Genomic DNA, 26248 nt, shown 5'->3' with positions numbered 1-26248 from the left:
TTAACAGGGGTTTGCTAACATAGCATTAGCTACTTTAGACTGATTTTTCTTGCCTAGTATTTTGCACATCATGTCACCAATCGCCACAATTTTAAAAATATCCACTTCTGTTTTAATTCCTAAACCGTGCATTAGATACAACAGATCCTCGGTCGCAACGTTTCCACTTGCTCCTTGAGCATAAGGGCAACCACCTAAGCCAGCAACAGAGCTATCAAAACGATGCACTCCGTAGTGTAAGGATGCATAAATATTGGCGATTGCTTGCCCATAGGTATCATGAAAGTGCATAGCTAATTGCTCTAAAGGCACTATTTTCAATACCTTATCCAGTACTAATTGAGTCTGTCTTGGAGTACCTACACCTATGGTGTCGCCTAAGGATATTTCATCAACACCGAGATCCATGAGTTGTTGGGTTAATGTAGCGACCTGCTGTGGCTTTATCTCTCCCTCATAGGGACAACCTAAAACGCAGGAAATATACCCGCGTATTTTAATCTGCTGAGTTTTAGCTATATCGATGACGGGGATAATACGCTCAATGCTTTCTTTAATAGAACAATTGATATTACGTTGATTAAATAATTCACTAGCCGCTGTAAATACAGCAATTTCCTTAACGCCTACTTCAAGTGCTTTATTCATACCGCGTTCATTAGGGACTAAGGCAGAGTAATGGATTCCAGGTATTTTCTTGATCGAGGAAAATACTGTATCGTGATCAGCCAACTGAGGAATGGCTTTTGCAGAAACAAAGCTGGTAACTTCAATGTGCTTTAAGCCAGTTTCACTTAGCAAATTGATGAATTCAACTTTCTGTTCACTGGATACAAAAGACGATTCATTTTGCAAACCGTCTCGAGGTCCAACTTCTATTAATGTTACATGTTGAGGATAATCCATAATGATCTCTTAATTTTACCACAACGCTAGGAGTCTGCTTCACTCAGTGACAGTAACTCCGCTCCTTCATTCACTTGGGCACCTACCTCAAAAAATATATCTAACAACACACCATCCGCTGGGGCATGAATTGCATGCTCCATTTTCATGGCTTCTAGAATAATTAAACGTTCTCCCGCTTTCACTTCATCACCAATCTTTTTAAGTATAGCTACTATTGTTGCTGGCATAGGGGCGGTAAGTTGCCCTTTATTAGTTGCTACATGTGAACTCAGTTTATTCCAATGAAAACGCTCTATGGTGATTTGACCTTGGTCAGTATATAAAGTCAGAAACTGAGGAGTATCTTCAGTTAAGGCTTTATAACTTTGTTGTTCCGTTTTAATGGTCAATACATTATCACTTGCATTAGTATAGATAGTTTGTTTTTTATTGTTTAGCAATAAATGAAATTGATTTTTATCTATGGGAGTTATAACTGCTTCTATCAATTTTCCTTCGTCGAGATAACGCACCATCCATGAGCCCAAAGTATGGGCTTGCCAGGAAATGGCAGTTTGAAGCAACGGATCTTCGATATCCTTTATTGTACTTAAATAATCAAAACTTGCCGCCATTAATAAAGCCAATTCTTTATCTGCGCCCACTAAGTAAATTTCTTCGTTGCTTAAAAAATCAGTACTTAATTGAGCTTGAGTAAATTTAGGATGTTGGCAAATAGCTTGTAAAAAGGGAATATTAGTTTTTACACCACCAATGAAATAATGAGACAGCGCCTGCTGTAATCGTTGCAGCGCCTCGGCTCTGTCATATCCCCAGACAATCAATTTTGCTATCATGGGATCATAGTATTTAGTTATTTGAGAGGAAAGCGTAACTCCAGTATCTATACGTATGCCATCAGCGGAGGGTTCTTTTAAAAAGTGAATCTGACCAATTGAAGGAATGAATCCATTATGAGGGTCTTCAGCGTAAATACGACATTCTATTGCATGACCTTTAGCTTGAATCTGTTCTTGAGTTAGGGGTAGGGGATTATTGGCGGCAATATGTAGTTGCCAAGCAACTAAATCAAGGCCAGTGATCATTTCAGTCACTGGGTGTTCCACTTGGAGCCGTGTATTCATTTCCATAAAATAGAAATGATCAGTCCCATCTACTAAGAACTCTACAGTACCAGCCCCTCTATATTGGATAGAGCGCGCTACTTCACAAGCTGCTTCGGCTAAACGATGGCGCATTTGCGAGCTTAACTCTGGAGCCGGTGCTTCTTCAATTATTTTTTGGTGTCGACGTTGAATAGAGCAGTCTCTTTCAAACAGGTGAATCACATTGCCGTAATTATCTGCCATGACTTGCAATTCAACATGTCGAGGATTGAGAACCAATTTCTCAATAATCATCGTATCATCAGCAAAACTAGCCATAGACTCTCTTTTGGCTCCAGCCAGAGATTCGCTGAACTCTGTTTCATTATGAACCGCACGCATTCCTTTACCACCGCCACCATTAGCGGCTTTTATCAGGACAGGGAAGCCTATTTTTTTAGCTTCAGCAAGCAGTTTTTCTTCCGTCTGTTCACTTCCATGATAGCCTGGAGTTAGAGGGACATTGGTCCGCTCAAGAAGTTGTTTTGCTAATTGTTTCGAAGCCATAGCTTCCATAGCTGAAATCGATGGGCCAATAAAAATAATTCCAGCTTGTTCGCATGCTTTAGCAAATTGAGGATTTTCCGATAAAAAGCCGTAACCTGGATGGATTGCTTGCGCGCCACTGTCTAGCGCTGCTTGAATTATATTAGCGATATTTAGGTAACTATCTTTAGCAGGGGCATCACCAATGTAATAAGCACTGTCAGCAAGCCGAACATGAAGACTTTCTTTATCCACGGTCGAATAAATGGCAACAGAATGTATGCCCATGGAGCGGGCGGTTTTGATGATTCTACAGGCTATTTCACCACGATTAGCAATAAGAATTTTATTAAACATGCAAGCCTCTAACTCCAGTTCGGTGTTTCTTTATTCAAAAATGCTTTTAGGCCTTGTTGTCCTTCAGCGGATACTCTTTTACGAGCGATTAGGGACGCCGTATGATAAACAAGTTCTTTGTCTATGGTTTTTCCCGACACATCATGAACCAATTTTTTAGATAGTTGAACGGCTTCTGGCGCATTATTACTGATTTGTTGTGCATATTTTAAGGTAAACTCCAACAACTCCTCTTCAGGAACACAGTGCTGTACCAAATTTAATGACATAGCTCGTTTGGCATCAAAAACCTCAGCACTCATAAATAACATTTTGGCTGCACGCACTCCAATAGCCTTGACCACATAAGGGCTAATAACCGCCGGAATTAAACCTAATTTGACTTCTGAAAAGCAAAAACGAGCGGATTCAGCAGCGATAGCGATGTCACAGGCAGCAGCTAAACCCGCCCCTCCACCAAATGCTGAACCTTGCACCATGGCAATAGTTGGTTTGGGACTTTGATTGAGACAATGCATCAAATTTCCTAGAACCATAGCATCTTTTAAGTTTTCTTCTTCACTAAATAAAGCCATGCTTTGCATCCATGCTAAATCTGCGCCAGCGGAAAAATGCTTTCCATTGGCTTTAAGCACAATAACGCGCACATCAGAGTTATTAATTGCGGAGTCGAGTTGCTTTTGCATTTCAGCTAAAAGCTGATTATCAAAAGCATTGTGTTTATTTATGCGATTAATGGTGAGTAAACATACTCTATCTTGAATTTCGTTTAATAAGTCACTCATGTGTCATCATCCTTTACATACGAAATACGCCGAAGCGTGTAGATTCAATGGGTGCATTTAATGCAGCAGATAATCCCAGTCCTAATACCAAGCGGGTATCTTGAGGAGCTATAACTCCATCATCCCATAATCTGGCACTAGCATAATAAGGATTCCCTTGCGCTTCATATTGAGAGCGCATTTCTGCCTTAAAGAGTTCTTCCTCTTCAGAGGACCAATTTTTCCCTTGTTTTGCATATTTATCTCTATTTACCTGCGCCAGAACATTTGCAGCCTGTTCGCCACCCATTACAGAAATACGCGAGTTAGGCCAAGTCCAGATAAATCGTGCATTATAAGCACGACCGCACATTGCATAATTTCCAGCACCGAAACTTCCACCGACTATGACGGTGAATTTGGGTACATTAGCATTGGCAACGGCAGTTACCATTTTGGCTCCATGCTTTGCTATGCCGGAAGCTTCGTATTTGGAACCAACCATAAAACCGGTAATATTTTGTAGGAAAACTAAAGGAATTTTTCGCTGACAACATAACTCTATAAAATGAGCTGCTTTTAGGGCACTTTCACTAAATAGAATACCGTTATTAGCAATAATCCCTACTGGGTATCCGAACAAATGAGCAAAGCCGCAAACAAGCGTAGTTCCATAGAGTGCTTTGAATTCATCAAACTCTGAACCATCAACTATACGTGCTATGATTTCTCTAATATCAAAAGGCTTTCTTGGATCGGCCGGTATTATGCCATTGAGTTCTTTACTGTCATAAAGTGGTTCTGAGCTTGCTATACGCTTCAGCGGCTCTGTTTTTTTGCGATTTAAATTATTAACGGCAACTCGTGCCAAATGAAGAGCATGAGCATCATGTTCGGCATAATGATCTGCAACGCCAGAATGTCTACAGTGAACTTCGGCTCCACCTAATTCCTCCGCACTAATAATTTCTCCCGTTGCTGCTTTTACTAGGGGAGGGCCACCAAGAAAAATAGTCGCTTGATTTTTTACCATAATGGATTCGTCAGACATCGCGGGAACATAAGCTCCTCCAGCGGTGCATGATCCCATTACTACAGCAATTTGTGGGATATTTTGCGCTGACATTTGTGCTTGGTTATAAAAGATACGGCCAAAATGTTCTTTATCCGGAAAGACTTCATCTTGCAATGGCAGAAAGGCACCACCAGAATCTACTAAGTAAATACAAGGTAAATGATTGCTTAATGCTATTTCTTGAGCTCTTAAGTGCTTTTTTACCGTTAAAGGATAATAAGTACCGCCTTTGACCGTAGCATCGTTGACCACTATCATGCATTCGGTGCCGGCAACACGGCCAATGCCTGTAATAATACCTGCAGCAGGTACTACATCATTATAGACTTCATAAGCTGCAAGTTGGGACAATTCAAGGAAAGGGCTTCCTGGATCTAATAATTGTTGTAACCGTTCTCTAGGTAATAATTTACCGTGTTGTAAATGTCTTGCTCGAGCCTTCTCATCACCACCTAAAATGATTTGATTAATTCTAGATTGAAGCTCGTTAACCAGAGCTTGCATAGCCGCCTGGTTGTCTTTGTATTCTTGGCTGTTGGGATTAATTTGACTCGTTAACGTGGCCATGTATCTGTCCTTATCGCACTAATATATTGCTCAATACGATGACCGCCCAAACTATCCAAACGATAGCGATAAAATTGGGCATGTCATGACCTTTGATTAATCGGTAAATGAGCGCGGGGATTGCTGTGATAATTATAGGCATTAACATGAGCACTATAACTTTTCTGATGATGGGTCCCCATCCTGTTTGGCTGAATATAGGAGCCAAATGATAATTAACATAAGCGAAGAACATATCGATATAAACGATAAGAAGGTGAGCGTATCGTGCAAAAACGACTACTAAAATACTTAATAGTAGATAAATGATACTTTGTCTTAACATGTACATCCTTAAATAATCAATCATATTATGCTTCCCCCAAATTCATGAGGAGAGCATATTATGCACAAATTTTAGAGAATTAAATTCTCGTTCTGTCACCAGAACTCTCTTTTCGTTTAGAACTCTCTTGTCATCCCGAGCTTTCTTGTCATCCTGAGCTTTCTTGTCATCCTGAGCTTTCTTGTCATCCTGAGCGCAGCGAAGGATCTCCCGTAAAGTGGTACCCAATCTTTTCAGGAGATCCTTCGCTGCGCTCAGGATGACAAAGGGACAATAATTGCCCCTGAAACTATAGGTTAATTTTTTAAATCAACTCTATAGCCATAGCTGTAGCCTCACCACCGCCGATACATAAAGAAGCCACGCCACGTTTTTTGTTTTGCTGTTTTAGAGCATGCATTAAAGTGACTAAAATACGTGCGCCAGAAGCTCCAATAGGATGACCTAAAGCACAAGCCCCGCCATGAATATTAACCTGTTCTGGATTTAATTCAAGTTGGGTAATTGCAGCCATTGCTACTACTGCAAAAGCCTCATTAATTTCATAGAGATCAACATCATTTTGCTTCCAGCCCGCTTTATTCATCACTTTGCGAATAGCATCGACGGGAGCGGTGGTAAACCATTCTGGAGCTTGGGCATGGCTTGCATGAGCAACAATTCTAGCTAAGGGTTGAATACCGCGTTTTTGAGCTTGTTCCGCACTCATGATGATTAAGCTAGCCGCACCATCAGAAATTGAACTGGAGTTCGCTGCCGTGACGGTACCATCTGATTTAAAAGCTGGTTTTAATTGAGTGATTTTATCTAGCTTGGTTTTATCTGGGCCTTCATCCACGCTAACAGTCACCTCGCCTTTACGTGTACTTAATGTAACTGTGGCGATTTCTTTAGAGAAAGAACCATTTTCAATGGCTTTAAGAGCTTTGATCATGGATTGAGTCGCATATTCGTCTTGTTGTTCTCTACTGAATTTAAAATGACTGGCTGTAGCCTCAGCAAAACAACCCATTAATTGGCCTCTATTGTAGGCATCTTCAAGTCCATCTAGGAACATATGATCCTTCAACTCTCCATGTCCTAATCTGTAGCCTGAGCGAGCTTTAGCCAATAAGTAAGGAGCATTACTCATGCTTTCCATCCCACTTGCTAAAACGATATTTGCCGAGCCGACACGTATTAAATCATGCGCGAACATAACGGCTTTCATTCCAGAACCACACATTTTATTAATTGTGGTAGCTCCTGCAGAGTTTGGAATTCCTGCTTTGATCGCAGCTTGTCTTGCCGGGGCCTGACCAATACCGGCTTGTAATACGCAACCACTGATTACTTCATCAATTTCTGAGGGAGATATTCCTGATTGCTCCAATACAGCTTTATGAGCTACTGCTCCTAATTCTGGGGCTGACAAAGCAGATAATTCGCCTAACATTCCTCCCATAGGAGTTCTTTTTGCTGCAACAATTACTATATCGTTATGTTCCATGTCGCTCTTCCTTATGCTGTTTCTTTAAAAAGTTCACGCCCAATGAGCATTCTTCTGATTTCAGAGGTTCCTGCTCCTATCTCATACAGCTTTGCATCTCGTAATAATCTACCTGTAGGGTATTCATTAATGTATCCATTTCCACCTAAAATCTGTATTGCTTGTAATGCCATTTGTGTTGCTTTTTCAGCTGTGTATAAAATAACTCCCGCTGCATCTTTACGGCTTACCATCCCATTATCACATGCTCTGGCAACTGCATATAAATAGGCTCTGCACGCGCTGATTTCTGTATACATATCAGCTAATTTGCCTTGAATGAATTGAAATTCCCCTATAGCCTGATTAAATTGCTTACGCTCATGGACATAAGGCAAGACGACATCCATACAGGCTTGCATAATGCCCACAGGACCAGCTGCCAAAATAGTGCGCTCATAATCGAGGCCACTCATTAGCACCTTAGCTCCTTTATTGACCTCGCCAAGCACATTTTCTTCAGGGATTTCACAATGCTCAAAAACTAATTCACAGGTATTAGAACCACGCATGCCAAGTTTGTCTAATTTTTGAGCCGTTCTAAATCCAGGCATTCCTTTTTCAACGAGAAAAGCAGTAATTCCTTTACTTCCTGCCTGTTTATCCGTTTTGGCATAAACAACCAAGACATCAGCGTCAGGACCGTTAGTGATCCACATTTTAGTGCCATCGAGAATGTATTTATCTCCAGAATGACGTGCATGTAATTGCATACTAACAACGTCGGAGCCAGAATTAGATTCACTCATAGCCAACGCGCCAATGTACTCTCCGCTAATTAGTCTAGGCAAATATTGGCGTTTTTGCTTGTCATTTCCATTTAAATAAATTTGGTTAACACATAAATTAGAATGAGCCCCATAACTTAAACCTACAGAGGCAGATGCTCTTGAAATTTCTTCCATAGCAATGGCATGAGCGAGATACCCCATGTTGGCTCCACCATATTCTTCACTTACGGTAATGCCTAATAATCCCATATCCCCTAGTTTTCTCCAGAGATGATTGGGAAAAACATTATGTTCATCGATTTGGGCGGCAATCGGTGCAATTTCTGTACGGGCAAATTGATAGACACTGTCCCGCAACAGGTCGTATGTTTCGCCTAATTGGTGTTGTAACCCTGTATGCATAAATGACTTCCTGTTACTTTAGATAAATATCGCTAGACTATACCCAATCAATCTAAACTTGCAACCCCAAACTGTTATTGAATATCAATCATATAGGAAAAAATAAGTATGCTCCTATCGTACGCCGTGCTTTTTTCTGAGACTTGTATTTGTGACCATGGTTTATAATGAATTGTTTATTTTTTAGCGAATGTTTTGAGACCAATTTATTAGGGTGATTTCTATTTATATGGCAAATGATGCTTTACCTGATTTAAAAAATCCCCTAATCTAAAGTCAAAAGTTTAATCATTAGGATTGCTGTTTATTTGATCCCGAATTCAGTGTAGTCATCCTTCGTAGCAGGTTCAGTATTCCTGGCTTGCGCAGTAGGGCTCAACTGCTTTTTTAGGCTTGTATATAAGGAGAGTTACTTATGCGTAAACTGGTACTCTGGGGGCATAGTGCCGATGAATATCGTGAGATGTTTGATCTATCTCAGGATGAAATAAATTCTAATATTTTAGAGTATGGCTGTGGACCAAGTGCAGTTAATTATCAGCAAACACAAAAAGATCGTAAAGTAGTCAGTTGTGATCCTTTATTTGTATTGGATAAAGATACCTTATCTTCTAAAGTTGTTATGATTTTTGCTGGTATGGCCGAGCAGGTAAAAAAGGAACAAGATCGATTTGACTTTACCCGTAGTGGTAGTTACGAGCATTTGATAGCAGAAAGGCAGCAAGGGATGAAACAGTTTTTTACTGACTATGAGGCAGGAAAAGCTCAAGGACGGTATGTTGGCGTCGCTGATTATCATTTGCCTTTCGCTGATTTTTCTTTTGATTTTGCCCTAAGCTCTCATTATTTATTTGCTGATTTGGATGAACAAACCGTAGAGTTTCATCTAGCAGTAATTCGTGAGCTAGCGCGAGTTGCCAAAGAGGTTAGGATTTTTCCTTTGATTGATAGGGAGGGGAATACTTCAGAATTTCTTGGGCCTGTATTATTAGGGCTGCAACAAGATAACTATGGGGTAGAAGTCAGGGAAGTTGCTTTTCATTTACATAAAACAGGAAATGCCATGCTTAGAGTATGGGCACAACAATGTTCTATCTGAAGTAGGAGCTCTACTAGCTTGAGCGTAAATGCCATGAAAATCGTGATACTTACGCTCAAGCTAATGAATTGTAAACAACGTCTAATATCCTTAAAATGGCATACATTTCAATGGGGCCTTTACTTACAGTCCCGGCGTATTTTGTCCATTGGAGTCATTTATGTATTCAATAGCACGTCCTTTACTCTTTAAGCTGGATGCAGAAAAAGCTCATAATCTTGCTTTATCCGCTTTGTCTTATTTACCGCGATTTTGTTTTAGGCATCCGCAAGGAGCTGGGGTTAAAGCAATGGGTTTGGACTTCGCTCATCCAGTAGGGTTAGCTGCAGGCTTAGATAAAAATGGAGAGTACTTGGATGGGTTGGCTAAGATAGGATTTTCTTTTATTGAATTAGGAACCGTGACTCCTAAACCCCAAGAAGGAAACCCTAGGCCGCGTTTATTTCGTCTACCAGAGGCTCAGGCGATTATTAATCGTATGGGATTTAATAATCAGGGAGTTGATGCTTTAGTTGGTCATATAAAAAAAGCGCGTTACCAGGGAATATTGGGGATCAATATCGGCAAAAATAAAGATACCCCCCTAGATAAAGCAGCAGAAGATTATCTTTATTGTTTAGGCAAGGTCTATGCGCATGCTTCTTACATCACCATTAATATTTCCTCTCCTAATACCCCTGATTTACGTCAACTCCAGCAGGGCGAATATTTTGCTAATTTATTATCGCAATTACATGAAGAACAAAAAAAGTTAGCAGATCAATTACAACGACACGTACCATTAGTAGTGAAAGTATCTCCTGATGAAACTGATGAGACATTGAAAGAAATGACGGAGGTCATTTTGCATCATAACATTGAAGGTATTATTGCTACCAATACAACCTGCTCGCGAGAAATGGTTAAGAATGTCCCTTATGCTGATGAGTTAGGTGGGCTTAGTGGTAAACCGGTAACAGATCTATCGAATCGTTGTTTGCGTTTGTTAAAACAGTATGTTGGAAATGAGCTGACGTTAATCGGCGTGGGGGGGATTGATAGTTGTATCAGTGCTCAGGAAAAACTTAACGCAGGAGCTTCGTTGGTACAAGTATATAGTGGGTTAATCTATCAAGGTCCCTCTCTAGTTTCTAACTTAATATCAGGACTAAAGGTTTTTTCTGGAAGGAAATAATGTACGTTGATAAAAATTTAGCATTGCAAATGGAGTCATGCATCAAACAGACTCATATCGAGGTAACCAAACAATATACACAAGGTAAAATTTTAGAGATCAATGGAGGAGCGGCCTGTTTTTCGGGCTTTGATTCTTTTCTATCACAAGTTGTGGGTTGGGGATTTGCAACAACGCCTAAGCAATTTAAATCAGAAATTACAGCTATAGAGCAATTTTATAAATCATTAGGACATCAACGAATAGATATAGAGCTATGTCCTTTTACGGGCAACGAATTGGCTGTTTTTTTAAATAAGCGTGGCTATACTATTGATGAGCTTAATAATGTATCTGTCCTCGATTTGAAACATCATAAAATGGAAGCTGTTCCTGAGGGTGAAATCGTTATACGGGAAGTACTTGAGTATGAGATTGATGAATGGGCTAAAAAAGTTGCTTTAGGTTTTGGTTATCCGGAGGCTCAGACTCAATTTTCACATTACGCTAGGGCAAAAGGAGTTAGTGCTTTTGCTGCCTTAGTACACGATCAAATAATCGCTGGGGCAACTATTGCCATGCATGAAGATGTTTGTGATTTGGGAGTCACCAGCACTCTTCCTTCTTACCGAGGAAGGGGATTGCAAAAAAAATTATTACTGGCGCGTCTTAATTTTGCTAAGCAGCATGGTTTGGCCTTGGCGACTGTGACTACAGAACCAGGTACGGTTTCTGATCTTAATGTGCAAAAAATTGGTTTTCGCTGTGCTTACACACGTATTAAGATGTCTTTAGATCCTTTTAGCTAAATTATTTGATCTTGGAGGGGTATTGCCTATCTATTATCTATCTTATTTTGTTGGATGCTTTTGTTATTATTGTGATTTCTCATTACAATATGTGTCAGCAAATCATCTGGGAAATCGATTATAAAATTGGGGGATTGGCGCTTCTCCTGAATAAGAGTTACAATTCGACTCATTTTGCTTTGTTTGAACCCTAATTAATGAAAAATAAAGAACCTGTTAAAAACGCTTATTTATATAGACGTTTATTCACTTATATCACGCCATTTTGGCCAATACTGTTTTTGGGCGTTTTTGCTAATGTTCTGTATTCAGGCATAGATGCAGGCTTTACCTACATGACTAGGCCTTTTTTGGATAAGGGGTTTATTCATTTAGATATGGAATTTGTTAAAAAAATTCCCTTTATTGTTCTTATAGGTATTACTTTTAGAGGATTAGTTAGTTCATTAGGGAGTTACTGCATGACGTGGGTAGCTCGTTCCGTAGTGAAAGTTCTAAGGCAAAAAGTGTTTGCCCATATCTTACGGTTGCCAGCAGATTTCTATGATGAAGCCACTTCAGGCCAGATGCTTTCTAAAATTCTCTATGATGTCGAGCAAGTTGCTCAAGTAAGTGCTGATGCGTTAACTGATTTTGTCCAAAATGCATGCTTGGTTGTTGGATTAATTACAGTCATGATGGTAATTAATTGGCAATTGTCTTTGATGTTTTTATTGACTGTGCCTTTTGTTGGTTTAATTGTTAATTATACTAACAAACGAGTGCGACGCATTAGCCATAAGGTCCAAAAAACGATGAGTGAAGTGACTGAAATTGCTGGTGAGGCAATTGAAGGGTATAAAGTAGTGCGTATTTTTGGTGGAGAGGATTATGAGCAAGGCAAATTTAATCAGGCTACAGAGCGTTCTCGCCAAAATGATATGAAGGTCGCCGTGAGTGATGCCGTCAATGTTTCGGGTGTGCAATTTGTTATTGCTCTTGGAATCGCCATGATTATTATGGCCTCCATTCAATTATCTACTGTTATGGTCATTACAGCGGGCTCCTATTTGGCAATTATTGCTGCGATGTTGCAATTGATTAAGCCTATGAAGCGATTAACTACTTTAAATGTGACGATTCAACGAGGACTTGCTGGGGCAGAGAGCGTTTTTAATTTACTAGATCTGCCTATAGAACAAGAGCAAGGGGTAACTTTAGCGCAAAAAGCATTAGGTAAAATTGAGTTTAAAGATGTTTCTTATGCCTATAGACAAGGTCAAACAGTATTGCATGGGGTCAGCTTTACTATAGAGCCAGGTACGTCAGTTGCTTTAGTAGGCCATTCAGGAAGTGGTAAAACCACTTTGGCTAATTTGTTGCCACGATTTTATGAGATAACCAAAGGGGTAATTACTCTTGATGGTATTCCTCTAAATCAGCTTAGTTTAGCGAGTTTGCGTGAGCAAATGGCCCTTGTAAGCCAAAACGTAACTTTATTTAATGATACTTTGGCCAATAATATAGCCTATGGTTGTTTTGATGTAACACGGCAACAAGTTATAGAGGCTGCCAAGTTGGCGTATGCTCATGAGTTTATTTCCCAATTACCTCAAGGCTATGATACGCGTATAGGTGAAAATGGTGTATTATTATCTGGAGGCCAAAGACAGCGATTAGCTATAGCTCGGGCTATTTTAAAAAATGCACCTATTCTTATTTTGGATGAGGCTACTTCAGCATTAGATAGTGAATCAGAGCAATATATTCAAGCGGCCTTAGAACAGGTTATGAAAAATCGTACTACATTGGTCATTGCTCATAGATTATCAACGATTAAACATGCTGATAAGATTATTGTTATGCAACAAGGGCGTATTGTAGAACAAGGCAGCCACCAGCAATTAATACAGCTAAACGGCCACTATACCCAATTGTATAAAGTGCAACAATTAGGTTTAGCTCATGAGGAAGCTCTCGTCTAATGTCCCTAACCATTGATAAATTATGGTATGGTAATCATCCTTTAAAATGGACGCTTCTCCCTGTTTCTTGGGGGTATCGTCTGATTGTAGGGATCAGGCGTTGGTATTTGCAGAATTTTTGTCAGGTTAGTTGTTCGGTACCGCTTATAGTAGTTGGTAATTTGACGGTAGGTGGTGTGGGTAAAACACCTTTAGTCATTGCTTTAGCAAAAAAAATGCAGCATCAAGGCCTAAAGGTAGGGATAGTCAGCCGAGGCTATGGGGCAAAAACTAAGAATTATCCTCATGAAATTCAATTAAGTGATTCTGCGGAGTTAGTAGGCGATGAACCTTTATTGCTCGCTCGCAAAACAAATTGTCCTGTAGTGATTTCTCCTGTACGAACTAAGGCTGTAGATTATCTTTTAGAAAAGCATCGCGTACAAATCATTATTAGTGATGATGGTTTGCAGCATTATAGAATGGGGCGAGCCATAGAAATCGCTGTGATTGATGGGACGAGAGGCTTAGGTAATGGCTTATGTTTGCCTGCGGGGCCGTTAAGAGAATCAGAAAGTCGATTAAAACAAGTCGATTTTGTTATTGTTAATGGAGGGACTTGGGGTAATGCTTATCGTATGAGTCTAGTCCCCGGCAGCCTAACAAAACTATCTACCCAAGAAACAATAAGTTCTAGTTCTCTTGCAGGGACAATCGCGGCAGTTGCCGCCATAGGTAATCCACAACGTTTTTATTCCACTTTAGGGCAATTAGGGATAGAATTCACTACCTATACTTATCCTGATCATTATCAGTTTAAGTCCAATGATTTAAATTATGCAGAGTCTTTTATTATCATGACGGAAAAGGATGCCGTGAAATGTTTTTCCTTTAGTTCTGATAAGATGTATTATTTACCGGTCGAGGCTCAATTGGATGATGCATTTTGGCAAGCATTATGGTCACACCAACAATTAAAAGGTTATTGTTACTATGCTCATTAGAATTTGCTCTAACTTATTATTTGTAATTCTATTTATTAGTACAGCGGTATTTGCTGTAGAGAATGAGGCGATGGAAGAGGGGAACGCATTTCAACCGGTTGAACCTTTAGTGGGTAGTTGGACTTTTTCAGGCATGGTGACTAATGAAAGCGGGGAGCGCTATGGCTATTTTTTTCAAATGCAGAGACAAGGTTCTGATTTTCACACCAAAACCGCTTTAATTGATGGGCAAACTAATAAGTTAGTATTATTTTATGAAGATAGTGAGAAAATAGATAAATCAACCCAATTCAACTGGCACGTTGGCCGCTCCTTTATGCGTTACAATCCTATAAATGATAGCTGGGTTTTTGGAGTAAAAACTGAAAAAGAGCAGGGCTTTAATTTTAAAGTGGATATGTTAAAACAAGCCAATATTGACAGTCAGCATGAAACTTTAGTGTTGCGTCCAGGAGTAGAACTGCAAGCCTTGCAAACTAGCCGTTTGAACGGTCATATACAAACAGGTGCTGATAATAAAGAACAGTTTGTTACCGGAAATAATGCTTGGTTTGGTAAGTTATGGTTTAGTAAAAATCAAAAAGCCCCTCATGACATCAGTACTACTTTTTGTCGCTTGAGCAATGATAATGGATTTTATTCTGCTAATCTGAAGGAAACTGATGCCACTGGCGCTGCTGTAGCGGGTTGGCGAGATGCATTAGGGAATAAAGTAAAAATGTCGCAGTTTCTTTCTATTAAACCCTTACCTCAAGATCAATGCTTACTTAGTTTAGGGCTACCTAAACTGAATTTAAAAGTATTGAATACTTTAAAGGAAGTTGATAGTTCTTCTTTTTCCATTGCAGGTTTTTCCAAAGAAAATCAGGTGGGATTTTGCTTTATCAATGAACAGTCATTTGCCAAATTCCAAGAGCCTGACAAAGAAGATAAGAAGGGTGCTGTTTCGGTTGGTTAGTGTTTTTATCTGTCTTCTATTAGTTAGCCATAGCAACTACCATTTAAAGCCCTCTCCCTAACCCTCTCCCGCGATTTATTATCGATTTCCAAACAAAGCTTCTAGTGCGGGCGAAGGGACTTTTCGTGCCATCGAACATAGTTAGACCTCGCTCCAAGCTCGCTGTGGGGATACACGGAATGCAGAACCGGGGTGTGCACAAAGAGGGGGCTCATGAGGGTTTGATCGCTTTAGCGACGAGGCAATTTCTTTCCTCAGTCGAATTGTTGACGAAAGTTGGCATCCCTCAATCTTTCAAAATCTCATGAATACCGGCTTTCGCCGGTAATTAGGATTTCGTTCCAAAAAATCTCTCTTGTGAGCGAGGAGTAAATCTATCTCAATCTAACACAAGTCAAATTATTACCTGAACGGTAGTTCTTTTAATCAAGTTACTGAATTTTTAAAATAGTTGTACTATATTTTAATCATAGGCATCTAAAGTTGTACATTTCGAATGGATTTGTGCCGAATAATAACAAAAGAAGGGCGATACTATTTAGGGAAAAAAAATGTTAACGGCTGCTTTTATTTGTTTGATATTCGCAATAATAGCTGTTTTTTTGGGGTATAAAAGGACTCAGACTACTTATACCTTAATTGCTAAAATCTTTTTTTATTTCTTCGCAATTACATTTTATACCTTAGTAGTAAGTCATATAGTGAATACTTCTCCACCTATATCTCCTGCCCATGCGAGCCAACGCCTTCTATAACGAAGTAGCTTTTGGCCGATATATGGAGTCTAGCATTCTGCTTCAATAGCAATAAGTTTGCTTTTTACTTCTAGTTCTGAATTTTTTTCCGGAAGATATTGTGTTAATAGTGATGCTACAACCAAAAGGACAGGGATAAGCAACAGGGCGGATTGATAATCTGTTAAAGTATAAACGCCGGGAGTATTGCTAAAATAGTCTAACAAATATCCAACCAGTGGCTGTAAAAGAGGTGCGGAAAGCATAGCCAGGGTATTAGTGAAACCAGTACAGGTCGATAGAGATTCGGCTGGAGCTAATTCATTGGAAATAGAATAAGCGAGCATATATGCTCCACAACATAATCCAATAATAAACAAAAGAAAACCTATCAACAATTGATTATGGGTTGGTAAATATAAAGTAATAAGAAGCAATACTGCTGTTGATAAACAGGAGAAATGAATTAAGGGTTTGCGCTTAGTTAAGCGAATGGAAAGTTGGCCATAAATAGGACAGCTTAATCCGGCGCCTAATAATGTCATAGACGTCAGGATACTGGCTGCTTTAAGTGTGCAGTCCAGCTTTAATTGTAAAAAGGGAACAGCCCATAAAGCAGCAAAAACAGTAATAACAGAAAATTCTAGACAAACAAACATGCCATTAATCCATGCCAATTTGTTTTTTACGATGGTAATCAGTTGCTGCCTGTAATTCAGTGTAATCTTGACGACAGGTTTATAGTTGGGAATTACAATCCAGCATAAGCTCGCGATAATGAGACCCAAAAATCCTGCGCCACTAATAAAATATCTCCAACCTAAATGACCGATGAACGATCCCATGCCTATCATGCCAAATACCGTAATAGTAAAACCTAAGGTTTCAGAAAGTCCTATCATAAATGCATAGCGCTTTAATGGATAGGTTTGGCGCAGGACATGAGATAGGCCAACGAAAGCAAAAGCGGAGCCCGCACCTATAATTAAGCGACCAATAAATAAAGACAATATGCTATGGCCAGTGGCAAATAGAAAACAACCTATGGCACAAATAATAGCATTGATAGAAAGTAAGGTTCGGGTGTTATAACGATCAAAAAAAAGACCGACTGGGATCTGAAAAGAGGTGTATACATAATAAAAAGCGCTACTTAAAAGACCAGCGCAAAGAGCTGATAGCTTTTGTTCATGCATAATGGAACCGATAATGATTCCTGACGATAGTTGTAAAAAAAACTGAAATAGTAAAAAGAACACTCCGACTAGCCAGATAATTGTCCTCGATCTTACAGTTGTTGAATTTGTTTGTGTCATTCATTTCCTCGAAAAAAAGCGAATATATAGGAACAATAAGGATGTGTAAATTTTTTTACGCTATTTTCTGAAGAAAACACTGATTAATGTTTGTTTCTAGAAATTAATTTTCATAGTCTTTGTCGATGGACTTGTCTGAAGTATCGTCTGGTTTTAAGTGAAATACAATTATAGGTAAAAATATATGAATTTTGCTATATTAATAGATAATATCAATTATTCGGTATTTTTATGAATCTAAGAGATTTACATTATTTTGTGGTTTTGGCAGAAGTCAGGCACTTTGGAGAGGCGGCTAAGCGTTGTTATGTGAGTCAACCTACGTTGAGTATGCAAATTAAGAAACTGGAAGACAGTTTGGGAGTCATTTTATTTGAACGTACTAACAAACAAGTCTTGTTGACGGATCAAGGACAAGAGCTGCTGTCTAAGGCAAAAAAAATACTTATCTTATGTGATGAGATGAAAAATGCAGCTCGTCAGGCCCATGATCCCTTTGCGGGTGACTTGCATTTAGGAGTTATTCCTACTGTTGCACCTTATTTACTTCCCACTGTAATGCCCACTATAAAAGATAATTTTCCAAATTTAAAAGTCTGGTTAGTTGAGGAGCCAACGCATCGTTTAATTGAACAATTAGAGAGTGGTAAAATTGATGCAGCAATTATGGCCCAACCCATTTCCAGTAATTTTGTGTATCAAAATCTATTTGATGAGGCCTTTTATTTTGCTTGTGCGAAGAGTCATTCTTTAGCGCAAAATAAACAAATTACATTAAACGACTTAACCAATCAACAGGTGATGTTGTTGGCTGAAGGGCATTGTCTACGTGATCAGGCTATGGCTATTTGTCATATGGCAAAGGCTAATGAGGTTGCTGATTTTACAGCGACAAGTCTTGAAACGTTAAGGTTAATGGTAGTGGCTGGGATGGGTGTAACATTACTACCTGCTTTAGCGGTCAATTCTGAGATGTCTGAGTTATTAACATGCATTCCTTTTGAATCGCCAGTTCCTACACGCGTAGTTGCGTTATTTTGGCGATCGGGAACTCCTAAAAACAAATGTCTTTTAGCTCTAGCAGATACCATTACTCAATTAATTATGCCTAAATTAGAATCTGTATTAATGGAGTAGAGGGGCTTGTTTCTTCAACATTCTTTGGTGGGGCAGGGAGCTATATAAGGAGTAAATAAGGCGGCTGCCCACTAGCTATTATTGATTTATTTACGCTGGTTTATGAATCTTAACTAACATCCCCACTTGAGGGTGATCTAGAAAATAAACTACCCCGCCTTTTAAGCGTTGATCTTGGGTCACAGTAAAATAAGATTCAGGATGGTTAGGAGGGGATAATTGTAAACGCGCATCAAACAAATAATAGCTATTTTGACGTACGCGCAAAGTACCTTGCATTTGCCATCCATTGTGACTGAGTTTAGGTAAAGCAACACTACTTTGATTAGCAGCTGGTTGTATCCAAGAGTAATGACCGAGAACTTTATAATTAGATTTACGACTTAATAAGTAATATTGATCTTGTAAACTAGACTTGGAGTTTGCAAGTAAGCCATAAGCTTTTCTGGAGTTAGACCGCAGAGCAATCGCATTTTGACTGATTGGGAGCAGAGGAGATGTCATAGCCAAGCTATTACTTTTGTCCCCGCTTTGCGGATAGGCAAAAATAATTAAATCAACCTGGTAACTTGATTGAGCTAAAGTGATGCAGGAATATAAAATACTGATGGATACTATTAATAGTCTTAACATGGTTTTTTCTTTTTGTTTTTGGACATTATCCTAAAAAAATCAATGAAGTACTAGGGGGGAAGGGCACTAAGTTACGCTTTATGTGGCTTGGATGAGCGCTGCGTAATCTGAGGTTTTGTGCACTATGTTAAGGTATTCCCGTATTACACTATGTTAATACGGGCTACAACGTTCCCAGAAATTCCTTAACTTAACATCATTCGTATTAGAGCTTGTTTACAATTCTATATACTAGGCTTCGTTAGGCTCAAGCAGACTCTATTCTTACTCCACAACAATCGGTGGGAATTTGTCGGCATAGTTGATGGGTTTGCTTGCTAACTCTATGGCTGAGCGCATGGCTGTTTTCAGAAAGGCATCTGTTAATTCATTCCGTTCTTGCATTGCTGTGGGACTGCCATCATCACATTGTTGACGTATGCGACCATCTAAAGGCAGTTGTCCTAATAAAATACTATGGTGCGATTCGCATAAAGCAGTTGCTCCACCTGAGCCAAATATGGCTTCCTGATGGCCGCATGCACTGCAGATGTGGGTGGACATATTTTCTATAACACCGAGTACATCGATTCCAGTTTTGGCAAACATGGTCAGTGCTTTTTGCGCATCCAAAGTAGCCACATTTTGTGGCGTTGTTACTACAATAGCTGCAGTAAGAGGGATTTTTTGTACAAGAGTCAGCTGGATATCACCTGTTCCTGGGGGTAAATCAATAAATAAATAATCTAATTCATCCCAAAGGGTGATATCGAGCATCTGGATTAATGATTTAGCAAGCATAGGACCACGCCAGATTAAGGTTTGATCGCTCGTTAAATAGCCAATGGACATGGCTTGTATGCCGTGAGCTTGTATTGGTAAATAAAAATCACCGCTAATTTGTACTGGCTCAGTTTTTCCCAACATTAATGGCATACTGGGGCCATAAATATCTGCATCTAATATGCCTACTCGCGCACCCAATCGGGCCAGAGCTGTTGCTAAATTAACTGTTACTGTAGATTTTCCCACTCCTCCTTTACCAGAGGCTACTGCTATGGTGTTTTTTACCCCACGGAGGCCTTTTCCTGCCATTTGCGTTCTATGGGCTTTAATGAACTGGTTCAATGTGAGGCTAATCTCTATATTAGGGAATAGCTTTTTGAGATGGGCCAACGCTAAGTCTTTAAATGTATGTTCTATTAAGACTATGGGAAATCCGGCAGTTATATTGATGGAAAGGGTATTGGGTGTTGAATCCACACGATATTGTAAATGCATTTCCTTACCGTTTAACCCAAGAAACGGATCTTTTAATGAGTCCAACAGATTGGTCACAGCTTGTTCTACAATCATCTCGTTCACCTTGTTCATTGCAAAAAATGCATGATAACGCAGGAATCCAGGAATCACTAGGGCGGCAGAAGGGATATGAGACATTATTAATCAGGATTCATTATTCTCTAGCATATCAAGCTTAGTGGCGGCGCTATAATTATGCATTAGCCATTAATAAAATATTGGCTGTGGATTCCTGGAAATCATCGAGCTTTTTAGTTGAATCAGTTCGAGTAAATAGGTTGAATTGATTTCTAACGAGTCCGAATGTAAGTAAGGATAGAAGGTCCATGATAAATTTGGCAATGGCTCCCGTCCACTCTCTATGATCTATTATTTCTGGTCGCAGCAGCCCAATCGCTAACTCACAATCATCTTTAAGTTGAACTTTAGCCTGTAAGATAGGTTTTTTTGTAGATAGAAAGTTATTTTTGGCCTGCTCTAAAGAATTACAAAATCGCTCCATTTCTTTTGCAGCATTTGTATATGAACTGTTGTATTTTGCTTTTTCCGACATTTCAGTAGTTTTAGCAATAAATTTATTTAAATGATCATTGAAATGTACTTGAGAAAGCATATTAAAACGTTCATCTAATATTCTACAAACTTGATGAATTTCTTGTTGTTTACGAATTAATGCATTAAGTAGATCTCGATGCTGTGTATCTAATTTTAAAACTTGATGTGCCTGAATTAGCTCGTCACTTTTAGTTAACTGAGTTGTTTGCTCTAATAAACTTTGTTCGTAAGCAGAGATGCCTTCTTGATTGACGATATGAGTACAATCAACATTAATACTATTAATGTTATTAATGGTTTGTTGAATCAATTTCTCTGCTGCTTCAGTTCTTCTTACTTGATTAATTTGAGCATGAGCAAGAGAATTAATTTGTTCTTCTTTTTGTATTAGAGCGGTTTCTATAGTTTTACTTAATGAGGCTAAATTTAATTGCTTATGCGCCTCAATCACTCGGGGTTCTTGGGAGAATCTCTGTATGTGATTCAATAAGCGCGTTCGATGCTGAATGACCCCGTCTTGAGTCTTCTGATTGGTAAAATCTATTCCGATGTTATTTATATATCCAACAGTTTGCTGAATTGTTTGGTCTGCCGCATAGATTTCAAATATTCGCTGTTTTGCAGCCTCTTTAAGCTTCATTTTTTTGACTTCAATAAAGCGAAAAGCGTTTTGATTCAGCTGTAAACTATCTATTGTCTTACTATGCTGCTCAATTAAATATAAATTTTTGTTAAGCAGTTCTTCGATGTCAGTGATTGAATAAAGAGATTCGAAATGTATCCTAATACTCTGAATTGCAAACAGAGCTTGCTCTGTTTGAAGATGTTTTTGTTGGGCCAACATTTTATAGGCCTGAATTTCTTCTAGCAGTCTATTTTGATAATCGACAGATAAAGAAATAGTATGACGTTGTTTATTGGTAAATAAATAGCCATTTGTATTTTCAATGCAAAAGATACCTGTATTCACATCTTCGTAATAATAGCCATCTAGATAAGGCCCATGATATTGAATTGCTGGTCTTTGGTAAGGTTTTTGAGGTTGAGGGAGTAATTCTGCTACCAATGTTGCATAACTATTTTCTAATTCAGCATGCTCCGTTGGTTGAATAATCGGTTGTATCCCATTAGCAAGAAATCCTTTCATATGAATTAGATGGGTACGAATATCGTCTTTTGCTGCTTGACTTAATAAGTAGTTTTGAAAAGAGGCATCCTGTAAAGCGATTACCTTTAACTCTTCACTCCTTTTTTGTAAAAAAGTAATAAAACGATCGGCATAAGAACCAACTGGAATAAAGGCATCAACAAAGCTTTTAATATAATTATTAGGCAATAAAAGAGTTTTTAATATGGCTTGATTGACTTCATTACGAAAATGAGGAGCATGAGATAAAGCAGGTTCCACAATATGGCCATCGCCTTCAAAGCTTTCCTCCTCGATAATATCAAGCCAGTTGAATGCATAAAATTGGTTGAGATAAGGTAAGCCCTTTAATAATTGTGCAGTAAGGGCTTTAGGTTTAGAGCTATAGTTAGGAGCTCTAATACTAGCGAAACACCAATCCCCATCAATTTTTACTACCCGGTTTTTGTTATTAAGACATATGTTACTGTTTTTTAGATCAATTTCTTGTAAAAATGCAGCTAGAAAAGAGATTTGACCTAGGCCCAAATAGGTTCCCTTGGTAAATTCTTTTTGTTGAGTGATTGGTAACTTACGGTAACCTAGAACTTCTTCTGACAATATGTAATAAATATTGGTTATTCGATTTCTAGCGATACGTGTTTGGGGTTGGGTAGGAATAATAAGGCGGAAGAACTCCTGAGCTAGAATCTCGAGGCGTGCCACCATAGGAGACTCCATTTCTTTAACGTACCAAGTTTTATATGAACTGGGTAGTTGACCTTTAGTAATCGTGTGGAAATAGTTGCCAGTTCCGTGACCTGGAATTTTTCGTAAAGTTCTAATATCTATTTCTGGTACGGACATCTACATTCCCTTACATTATGCAACACAGGACTGATTGACTCCATTATCTAAACTATGATCTAGCTAAAGAAGGTTAAATTAAGAGACATCTAATCTCTAATTTAAACTAAATGCTCCTGTTTTTGGTATTTCCAACTGAGCCAATGATTATTTGTTAAGTAGTAAAGACCGCAATGGATAGGAAGGTTAGTGCAACTGGATAAATAAAATCCGTATTCATTTAATTGCTTTTGATGCTGAGTCATAGCCGTATGGTCTTCCTTACCTGTTTTAAAATCAATAATCCATAGTATTCCCTGATCTTCAAAAGTACGATCTATAATACGTGTTGCCAAATTATTTTGGAATTCTACAAGCAATTCATATTCATTTCGTTCATTGTCATGCTTAGCAATAATCCATAAACCTATTTTATCCTGAAATAATTGAGTTATTTGAGCTTGCAAAATAGATAATGCATGGTGTTGCATTGCCTCATCAAAACCTGATTGTTTGAACTCATCACGAGCCAGACTCCACGGAATTTGAGCGCTACTTTGAGGATGGTTATCACAGATCCAGTGCAAAAGCTTATGGGCCACTATGCCTGTTAGACGAGGAATACCCGTGATTAGTTTGGAAATAATGGCATTGGTGGATGAAATATCATTGGCTGGTTGTTTTAAATAAAACTCTAAAGGAAGTTTGTTCAGTTTAGGTAGAGGAATAGATGCTTTTCCTTCTACATCTTTCGTAGATTCTATAACAGTAAACTCTTGATGCTTTAACAAGCTACGAAACGATCTTTTATTTGATTTTGTAGAACCATCCATTAAATACAGTCGTGATTTTGCTCTTGTTGCCGCCACGTAAAGTAATCTTTGAGCTTCATAATTACTTTTCTCTTCGTCAAGTTGGCCTAAATAATGATAGAGCGCGCAGCCATCTTGATGGGCCCCTTGAATGGGAGAAAGCAGTAATAAATCGCCATGATTTTGAGTGGGTATCTTAAGCCAACGCAGCATAGGGTTATCGCCTGAGTTGGGCTGAGCCCCTAGTCCAGGAAGAAAAACAGTATCAAACTCCAGTCCTTTAGATTTATGAATAGTCATAATTTGTAGACGAGAAGGAGTAGACTGTTGAGAGTAGAGGCTATTAAATTCCTCAATGAACTCGTTCATGTCAGGCAATCGACCTTCTTGCTCGTAACGGTCTAATAGAGTCCAAAGTTGTTCTAAATCGTTTAATTGATTTTGATTTACTATTTTATCAATATGTAGTTCTTTTAATGTGTAAATTACCCAGTCAGATAAGTGGTATTGATATCTTTGTGACAGGGCATTCTGCATTACATGAATAAAAAATTGAGCGCGAATGCGTCCTTCATCACTTAAACCTTGAATTTTATCCAACTGGACTAGTGCATAATAGATGGATTTATTTTTATTAAATTGGGCTATGCATAAAATATCTTGCAGAGAAAGGCCACAATAAGGACTACGCAGTAAAGCTAACCATGAAAGTCTATTGCCTGGAAATAACAGAGCATTGGTTAAAGACCATACATCGCGTAAATGTTCTAAATTAGCGAGTAAATCAATATCAGTCCCTTGATAAGGAATCTGATGTTGACGCAGGAGGTTTATAATCAGTCTTAATTGACTTCTGGAACGTACTAAAATGGCTAGGCTTTGATTAGGGTTAATATTTAATTCATATTGAATTGATTGAATGAGTTGTTGTGCTTCTTGTTCTTTATCGCCAAATTGTAGGGCATGTACAGCACTTGATTCTTGATCTTTAATGACGTTAACCGACGGATGGAACGAGACGGCTCCTGACTCAATATCAACCTGCTGAGGGAAGATTCTGGAAAAATGGGAATTGACCCAGTTAACTATAGTGTCTGCAGAGCGGAAATTACAACTCAATTGTAGTGAGTGTAGTTGCACCGACCCAATACCTTGTTCTTTTGCACGAAAAAACAATCCCACTTCTGCTTGTCTAAATCTATAAATAGATTGCATGGGATCGCCAACAATAAACAATGTTCTGCCGTCATTATTTTGCCAGCCTTGAACCAATTTAGTGAGCAATTCAAATTGACTAATCGAAGTATCTTGAAATTCGTCAACTAATAAATGATGAATGGCATTATCGAGATACAAAGCAAGATCTGTCGGATTGTCCGCATCTCCTAAAGCAGTTAATGCTTGCTGTGCAATCGCTGTGAAATCGACCTCATTATGTTCACTAAAAAAAACATGTAAATGGCCGACCAATAAAGGCAGTAAGACAAATAATGCTTGCAGCACCTCCCATTGTTGCAAATCATACTCAGGTTGGGGTAATTGGCTTACTTGTATTAATGAATTCAGAAAATCAGGGTAGTCATTTAATTGAGCTAGAAGTTCTTTACTCGCTTGTTTCAGAATATTAAATTCGCTGTCGGTGCAACTACCTTTTTTTAAACCCACGTGATGATCAAAGCTCTTGCGGAAATTATCTCCTGTTAGTAATGTTTTACTTAGTGCCGCCACTATTAGTTGACTCGCTTGATGAAAATCATACCAATCTCTTAGGGGATAACGCGGTGACGTAGGATCATTTTCTATCAGTGCCAATTCACGTGTTAATCGGGTTAGTTCTGAGGCTAGTAATTGGGGAAGACTTTGCTTGAAACGAGTTAATTCATGCTGTTCTATGAAGTGCAATGCCTGCTCAAACGTTGATTTTTCCTGCGCCCTAGCTTGAAATAGGGGAGATAACCATTGGTCTCTTTGCGCTAAAAGAGCTTGAAATAAACTCAGTAACCGATCTTGTTTATTGTCTACATGCAGCAGTAGCGTTTTAATTGCCTTCTGATATTCAGGCGTTTCTGTCGCAAATTGAATACAACGTCGAGCGGCATTGAGGTAATGGCTATCAGGTTTATCTGTAATTTGTGGGTAGGCTATTTGTTGCTCTAATAATGGAATAGCCTGATTAATACTCTGACATAGTGAATCTATAGTTATAACTTTTAATCTATTGGGTTGCTGCAACAAATCCCAATGAAATTGCTGACTACGAATGAGCGCTTGTCGGGCGAAATCTAAAGTCATTTGTTGATGGGGGTTGGATGCAGGCTGGTTCGTCTCCGCACGTCGTAAGGCGATAATAATGCGCTCTCGCATCTCACTTGCCGCCTTACGGGTAAAGGTTAATGCGATGATTTGCTCTGGCGCAGTAACCGTACCTAGTAAGCGGAGATAGCGTTGGGTCAAGATTTCTGTTTTTCCTGACCCGGCGGGAGCTTGTACTATGAATGACAAATTAGGATCAGTAGCTTGGCTCCTTTGTTCACCATCAATCAACGACATATC

At 38.9% G+C, this 26248-nt stretch carries 19 protein-coding genes; 7 read left to right on the top strand and 12 right to left on the bottom strand.

Features of this window, described 5'->3' with window-relative positions; genetic code table 11:
- From LFA_RS08870 to LFA_RS08835, 7 genes are all read right to left on the bottom strand, one after another.
- Positions 1-906, bottom strand: a complete 906-nt coding sequence (locus tag LFA_RS08870) for a hydroxymethylglutaryl-CoA lyase (protein WP_045095880.1) — start codon at positions 904-906, stop codon at positions 1-3.
- A gap of 26 nt (positions 907-932) precedes the next feature.
- Positions 933-2897 (bottom strand): acetyl/propionyl/methylcrotonyl-CoA carboxylase subunit alpha, encoded by a 1965-nt coding sequence (locus LFA_RS08865; RefSeq protein ID WP_045095879.1) that lies wholly within the window; start codon positions 2895-2897, stop codon positions 933-935.
- Positions 2898-2905: 8 nt separating this feature from the next.
- Positions 2906-3682, bottom strand: a complete 777-nt coding sequence (locus LFA_RS08860; protein ID WP_045095878.1) for an enoyl-CoA hydratase-related protein — start codon at positions 3680-3682, stop codon at positions 2906-2908.
- Between the two features lie 13 nt (positions 3683-3695).
- The gene (locus LFA_RS08855) at positions 3696-5303 is read right to left on the bottom strand and encodes a carboxyl transferase domain-containing protein (protein WP_045095877.1); all 1608 of its coding nucleotides are present in this window, start codon (positions 5301-5303) and stop codon (positions 3696-3698) included.
- Between the two features lie 10 nt (positions 5304-5313).
- The gene (locus LFA_RS08850; protein ID WP_045095876.1) at positions 5314-5628 is read right to left on the bottom strand and encodes a hypothetical protein; all 315 of its coding nucleotides are present in this window, start codon (positions 5626-5628) and stop codon (positions 5314-5316) included.
- Positions 5629-5932: 304 nt separating this feature from the next.
- Positions 5933-7117, bottom strand: coding sequence for an acetyl-CoA C-acyltransferase (locus LFA_RS08840; protein WP_045095874.1), 1185 nt, complete (start codon positions 7115-7117; stop codon positions 5933-5935).
- 11 nt (positions 7118-7128) lie between these two features.
- Positions 7129-8289: an isovaleryl-CoA dehydrogenase gene (locus LFA_RS08835; protein WP_045095873.1), complete on the bottom strand. Its 1161-nt coding sequence runs from the start codon at positions 8287-8289 to the stop codon at positions 7129-7131.
- A gap of 415 nt (positions 8290-8704) precedes the next feature.
- Here LFA_RS08835 and LFA_RS08830 point away from each other — a divergent pair, with 415 nt between their 5' ends.
- From LFA_RS08830 to LFA_RS08805, 6 genes are all read left to right on the top strand, one after another.
- A complete protein-coding gene (locus LFA_RS08830; protein WP_045095872.1) occupies positions 8705-9388 on the top strand; it encodes a class I SAM-dependent methyltransferase in 684 nt (227 codons plus the stop codon).
- 160 nt (positions 9389-9548) lie between these two features.
- Complete coding sequence (locus LFA_RS08825) at positions 9549-10562, top strand: quinone-dependent dihydroorotate dehydrogenase (RefSeq protein ID WP_045095871.1); 1014 nt, start codon at positions 9549-9551, stop codon at positions 10560-10562.
- Positions 10562-11350, top strand: a complete 789-nt coding sequence (locus tag LFA_RS08820) for a GNAT family N-acetyltransferase (RefSeq protein ID WP_045095870.1) — start codon at positions 10562-10564, stop codon at positions 11348-11350. Before LFA_RS08825 ends, LFA_RS08820 begins: the two co-directional genes overlap by 1 nt.
- 197 nt (positions 11351-11547) lie before the next feature.
- The gene (msbA, locus tag LFA_RS08815; protein ID WP_045095869.1) at positions 11548-13314 is read left to right on the top strand and encodes a lipid A export permease/ATP-binding protein MsbA; all 1767 of its coding nucleotides are present in this window, start codon (positions 11548-11550) and stop codon (positions 13312-13314) included.
- The gene (gene lpxK, locus LFA_RS08810; protein WP_045095868.1) at positions 13314-14297 is read left to right on the top strand and encodes a tetraacyldisaccharide 4'-kinase; all 984 of its coding nucleotides are present in this window, start codon (positions 13314-13316) and stop codon (positions 14295-14297) included. Before msbA ends, lpxK begins: the two co-directional genes overlap by 1 nt.
- Positions 14287-15255 (top strand): hypothetical protein, encoded by a 969-nt coding sequence (locus LFA_RS08805; RefSeq protein WP_045095867.1) that lies wholly within the window; start codon positions 14287-14289, stop codon positions 15253-15255. The genes lpxK and LFA_RS08805 overlap by 11 nt, the downstream gene beginning before the upstream one ends.
- 784 nt (positions 15256-16039) lie before the next feature.
- Here the strand turns inward: LFA_RS08805 and LFA_RS08795 are convergent.
- Positions 16040-17305 (bottom strand): MFS transporter, encoded by a 1266-nt coding sequence (locus LFA_RS08795; RefSeq protein WP_084602149.1) that lies wholly within the window; start codon positions 17303-17305, stop codon positions 16040-16042.
- 231 nt (positions 17306-17536) lie between these two features.
- Between LFA_RS08795 and LFA_RS08790 the strand changes: the two genes are divergently transcribed.
- Positions 17537-18442, top strand: coding sequence for a LysR substrate-binding domain-containing protein (locus LFA_RS08790; protein ID WP_045095864.1), 906 nt, complete (start codon positions 17537-17539; stop codon positions 18440-18442).
- Positions 18443-18532: 90 nt separating this feature from the next.
- Here LFA_RS08790 and LFA_RS08785 read toward each other — a convergent pair whose 3' ends face one another.
- The 4 genes from LFA_RS08785 to LFA_RS08770 form a co-directional block, all read right to left on the bottom strand.
- Positions 18533-19075: a CsiV family protein gene (locus LFA_RS08785; protein ID WP_045095863.1), complete on the bottom strand. Its 543-nt coding sequence runs from the start codon at positions 19073-19075 to the stop codon at positions 18533-18535.
- 264 nt (positions 19076-19339) lie between these two features.
- The gene (apbC, locus tag LFA_RS08780) at positions 19340-20410 is read right to left on the bottom strand and encodes an iron-sulfur cluster carrier protein ApbC (protein WP_045097510.1); all 1071 of its coding nucleotides are present in this window, start codon (positions 20408-20410) and stop codon (positions 19340-19342) included.
- A gap of 139 nt (positions 20411-20549) precedes the next feature.
- A complete protein-coding gene (locus LFA_RS18850) occupies positions 20550-22904 on the bottom strand; it encodes a hypothetical protein (RefSeq protein WP_052673910.1) in 2355 nt (784 codons plus the stop codon).
- Positions 22905-23005: 101 nt separating this feature from the next.
- Entirely contained in the window at positions 23006-26245 is a 3240-nt protein-coding gene (locus LFA_RS08770) for a UvrD-helicase domain-containing protein (protein ID WP_045095862.1), read from the bottom strand.
- Between the last annotated feature and the right edge of the window lie 3 nt (positions 26246-26248).

It is taken from the genome of Legionella fallonii LLAP-10 (genome assembly GCF_000953135.1).
GTDB lineage: Bacteria > Pseudomonadota > Gammaproteobacteria > Legionellales > Legionellaceae > Legionella > Legionella fallonii.
The sequence above is the reverse complement of the archived record's forward strand: the minus strand, read 5'-3'. Positions and strand labels throughout refer to the sequence as shown.

What these genes read in the sequence shown, in the direction of transcription:
- lpxK (WP_045095868.1), top strand. Translation starts at nt 13,314, where the DNA reads ATGTCCCTAACCATTGATAAATTATGGTATGGTAATCATCCTTTAAAA.
- LFA_RS08835 (WP_045095873.1), bottom strand. Translation starts at nt 8,289, where the DNA reads ATGCATACAGGGTTACAACACCAATTAGGCGAAACATACGACCTGTTG.
- LFA_RS08865 (WP_045095879.1), bottom strand. Translation starts at nt 2,897, where the DNA reads ATGTTTAATAAAATTCTTATTGCTAATCGTGGTGAAATAGCCTGTAGA.
- LFA_RS08770 (WP_045095862.1), bottom strand. Translation starts at nt 26,245, where the DNA reads ATGTCGTTGATTGATGGTGAACAAAGGAGCCAAGCTACTGATCCTAAT.
- LFA_RS08850 (WP_045095876.1), bottom strand. Translation starts at nt 5,628, where the DNA reads ATGTTAAGACAAAGTATCATTTATCTACTATTAAGTATTTTAGTAGTC.
- LFA_RS08870 (WP_045095880.1), bottom strand. Translation starts at nt 906, where the DNA reads ATGGATTATCCTCAACATGTAACATTAATAGAAGTTGGACCTCGAGAC.
- LFA_RS08805 (WP_045095867.1), top strand. Translation starts at nt 14,287, where the DNA reads ATGCTCATTAGAATTTGCTCTAACTTATTATTTGTAATTCTATTTATT.
- LFA_RS08785 (WP_045095863.1), bottom strand. Translation starts at nt 19,075, where the DNA reads ATGTTAAGACTATTAATAGTATCCATCAGTATTTTATATTCCTGCATC.
- LFA_RS08830 (WP_045095872.1), top strand. Translation starts at nt 8,705, where the DNA reads ATGCGTAAACTGGTACTCTGGGGGCATAGTGCCGATGAATATCGTGAG.
- apbC (WP_045097510.1), bottom strand. Translation starts at nt 20,410, where the DNA reads ATGATTGTAGAACAAGCTGTGACCAATCTGTTGGACTCATTAAAAGAT.
- LFA_RS08790 (WP_045095864.1), top strand. Translation starts at nt 17,537, where the DNA reads ATGAATCTAAGAGATTTACATTATTTTGTGGTTTTGGCAGAAGTCAGG.
- LFA_RS08825 (WP_045095871.1), top strand. Translation starts at nt 9,549, where the DNA reads ATGTATTCAATAGCACGTCCTTTACTCTTTAAGCTGGATGCAGAAAAA.
- LFA_RS18850 (WP_052673910.1), bottom strand. Translation starts at nt 22,904, where the DNA reads ATGTCCGTACCAGAAATAGATATTAGAACTTTACGAAAAATTCCAGGT.
- LFA_RS08855 (WP_045095877.1), bottom strand. Translation starts at nt 5,303, where the DNA reads ATGGCCACGTTAACGAGTCAAATTAATCCCAACAGCCAAGAATACAAA.
- LFA_RS08840 (WP_045095874.1), bottom strand. Translation starts at nt 7,117, where the DNA reads ATGGAACATAACGATATAGTAATTGTTGCAGCAAAAAGAACTCCTATG.
- LFA_RS08860 (WP_045095878.1), bottom strand. Translation starts at nt 3,682, where the DNA reads ATGAGTGACTTATTAAACGAAATTCAAGATAGAGTATGTTTACTCACC.
- msbA (WP_045095869.1), top strand. Translation starts at nt 11,548, where the DNA reads ATGAAAAATAAAGAACCTGTTAAAAACGCTTATTTATATAGACGTTTA.
- LFA_RS08820 (WP_045095870.1), top strand. Translation starts at nt 10,562, where the DNA reads ATGTACGTTGATAAAAATTTAGCATTGCAAATGGAGTCATGCATCAAA.
- LFA_RS08795 (WP_084602149.1), bottom strand. Translation starts at nt 17,305, where the DNA reads ATGACACAAACAAATTCAACAACTGTAAGATCGAGGACAATTATCTGG.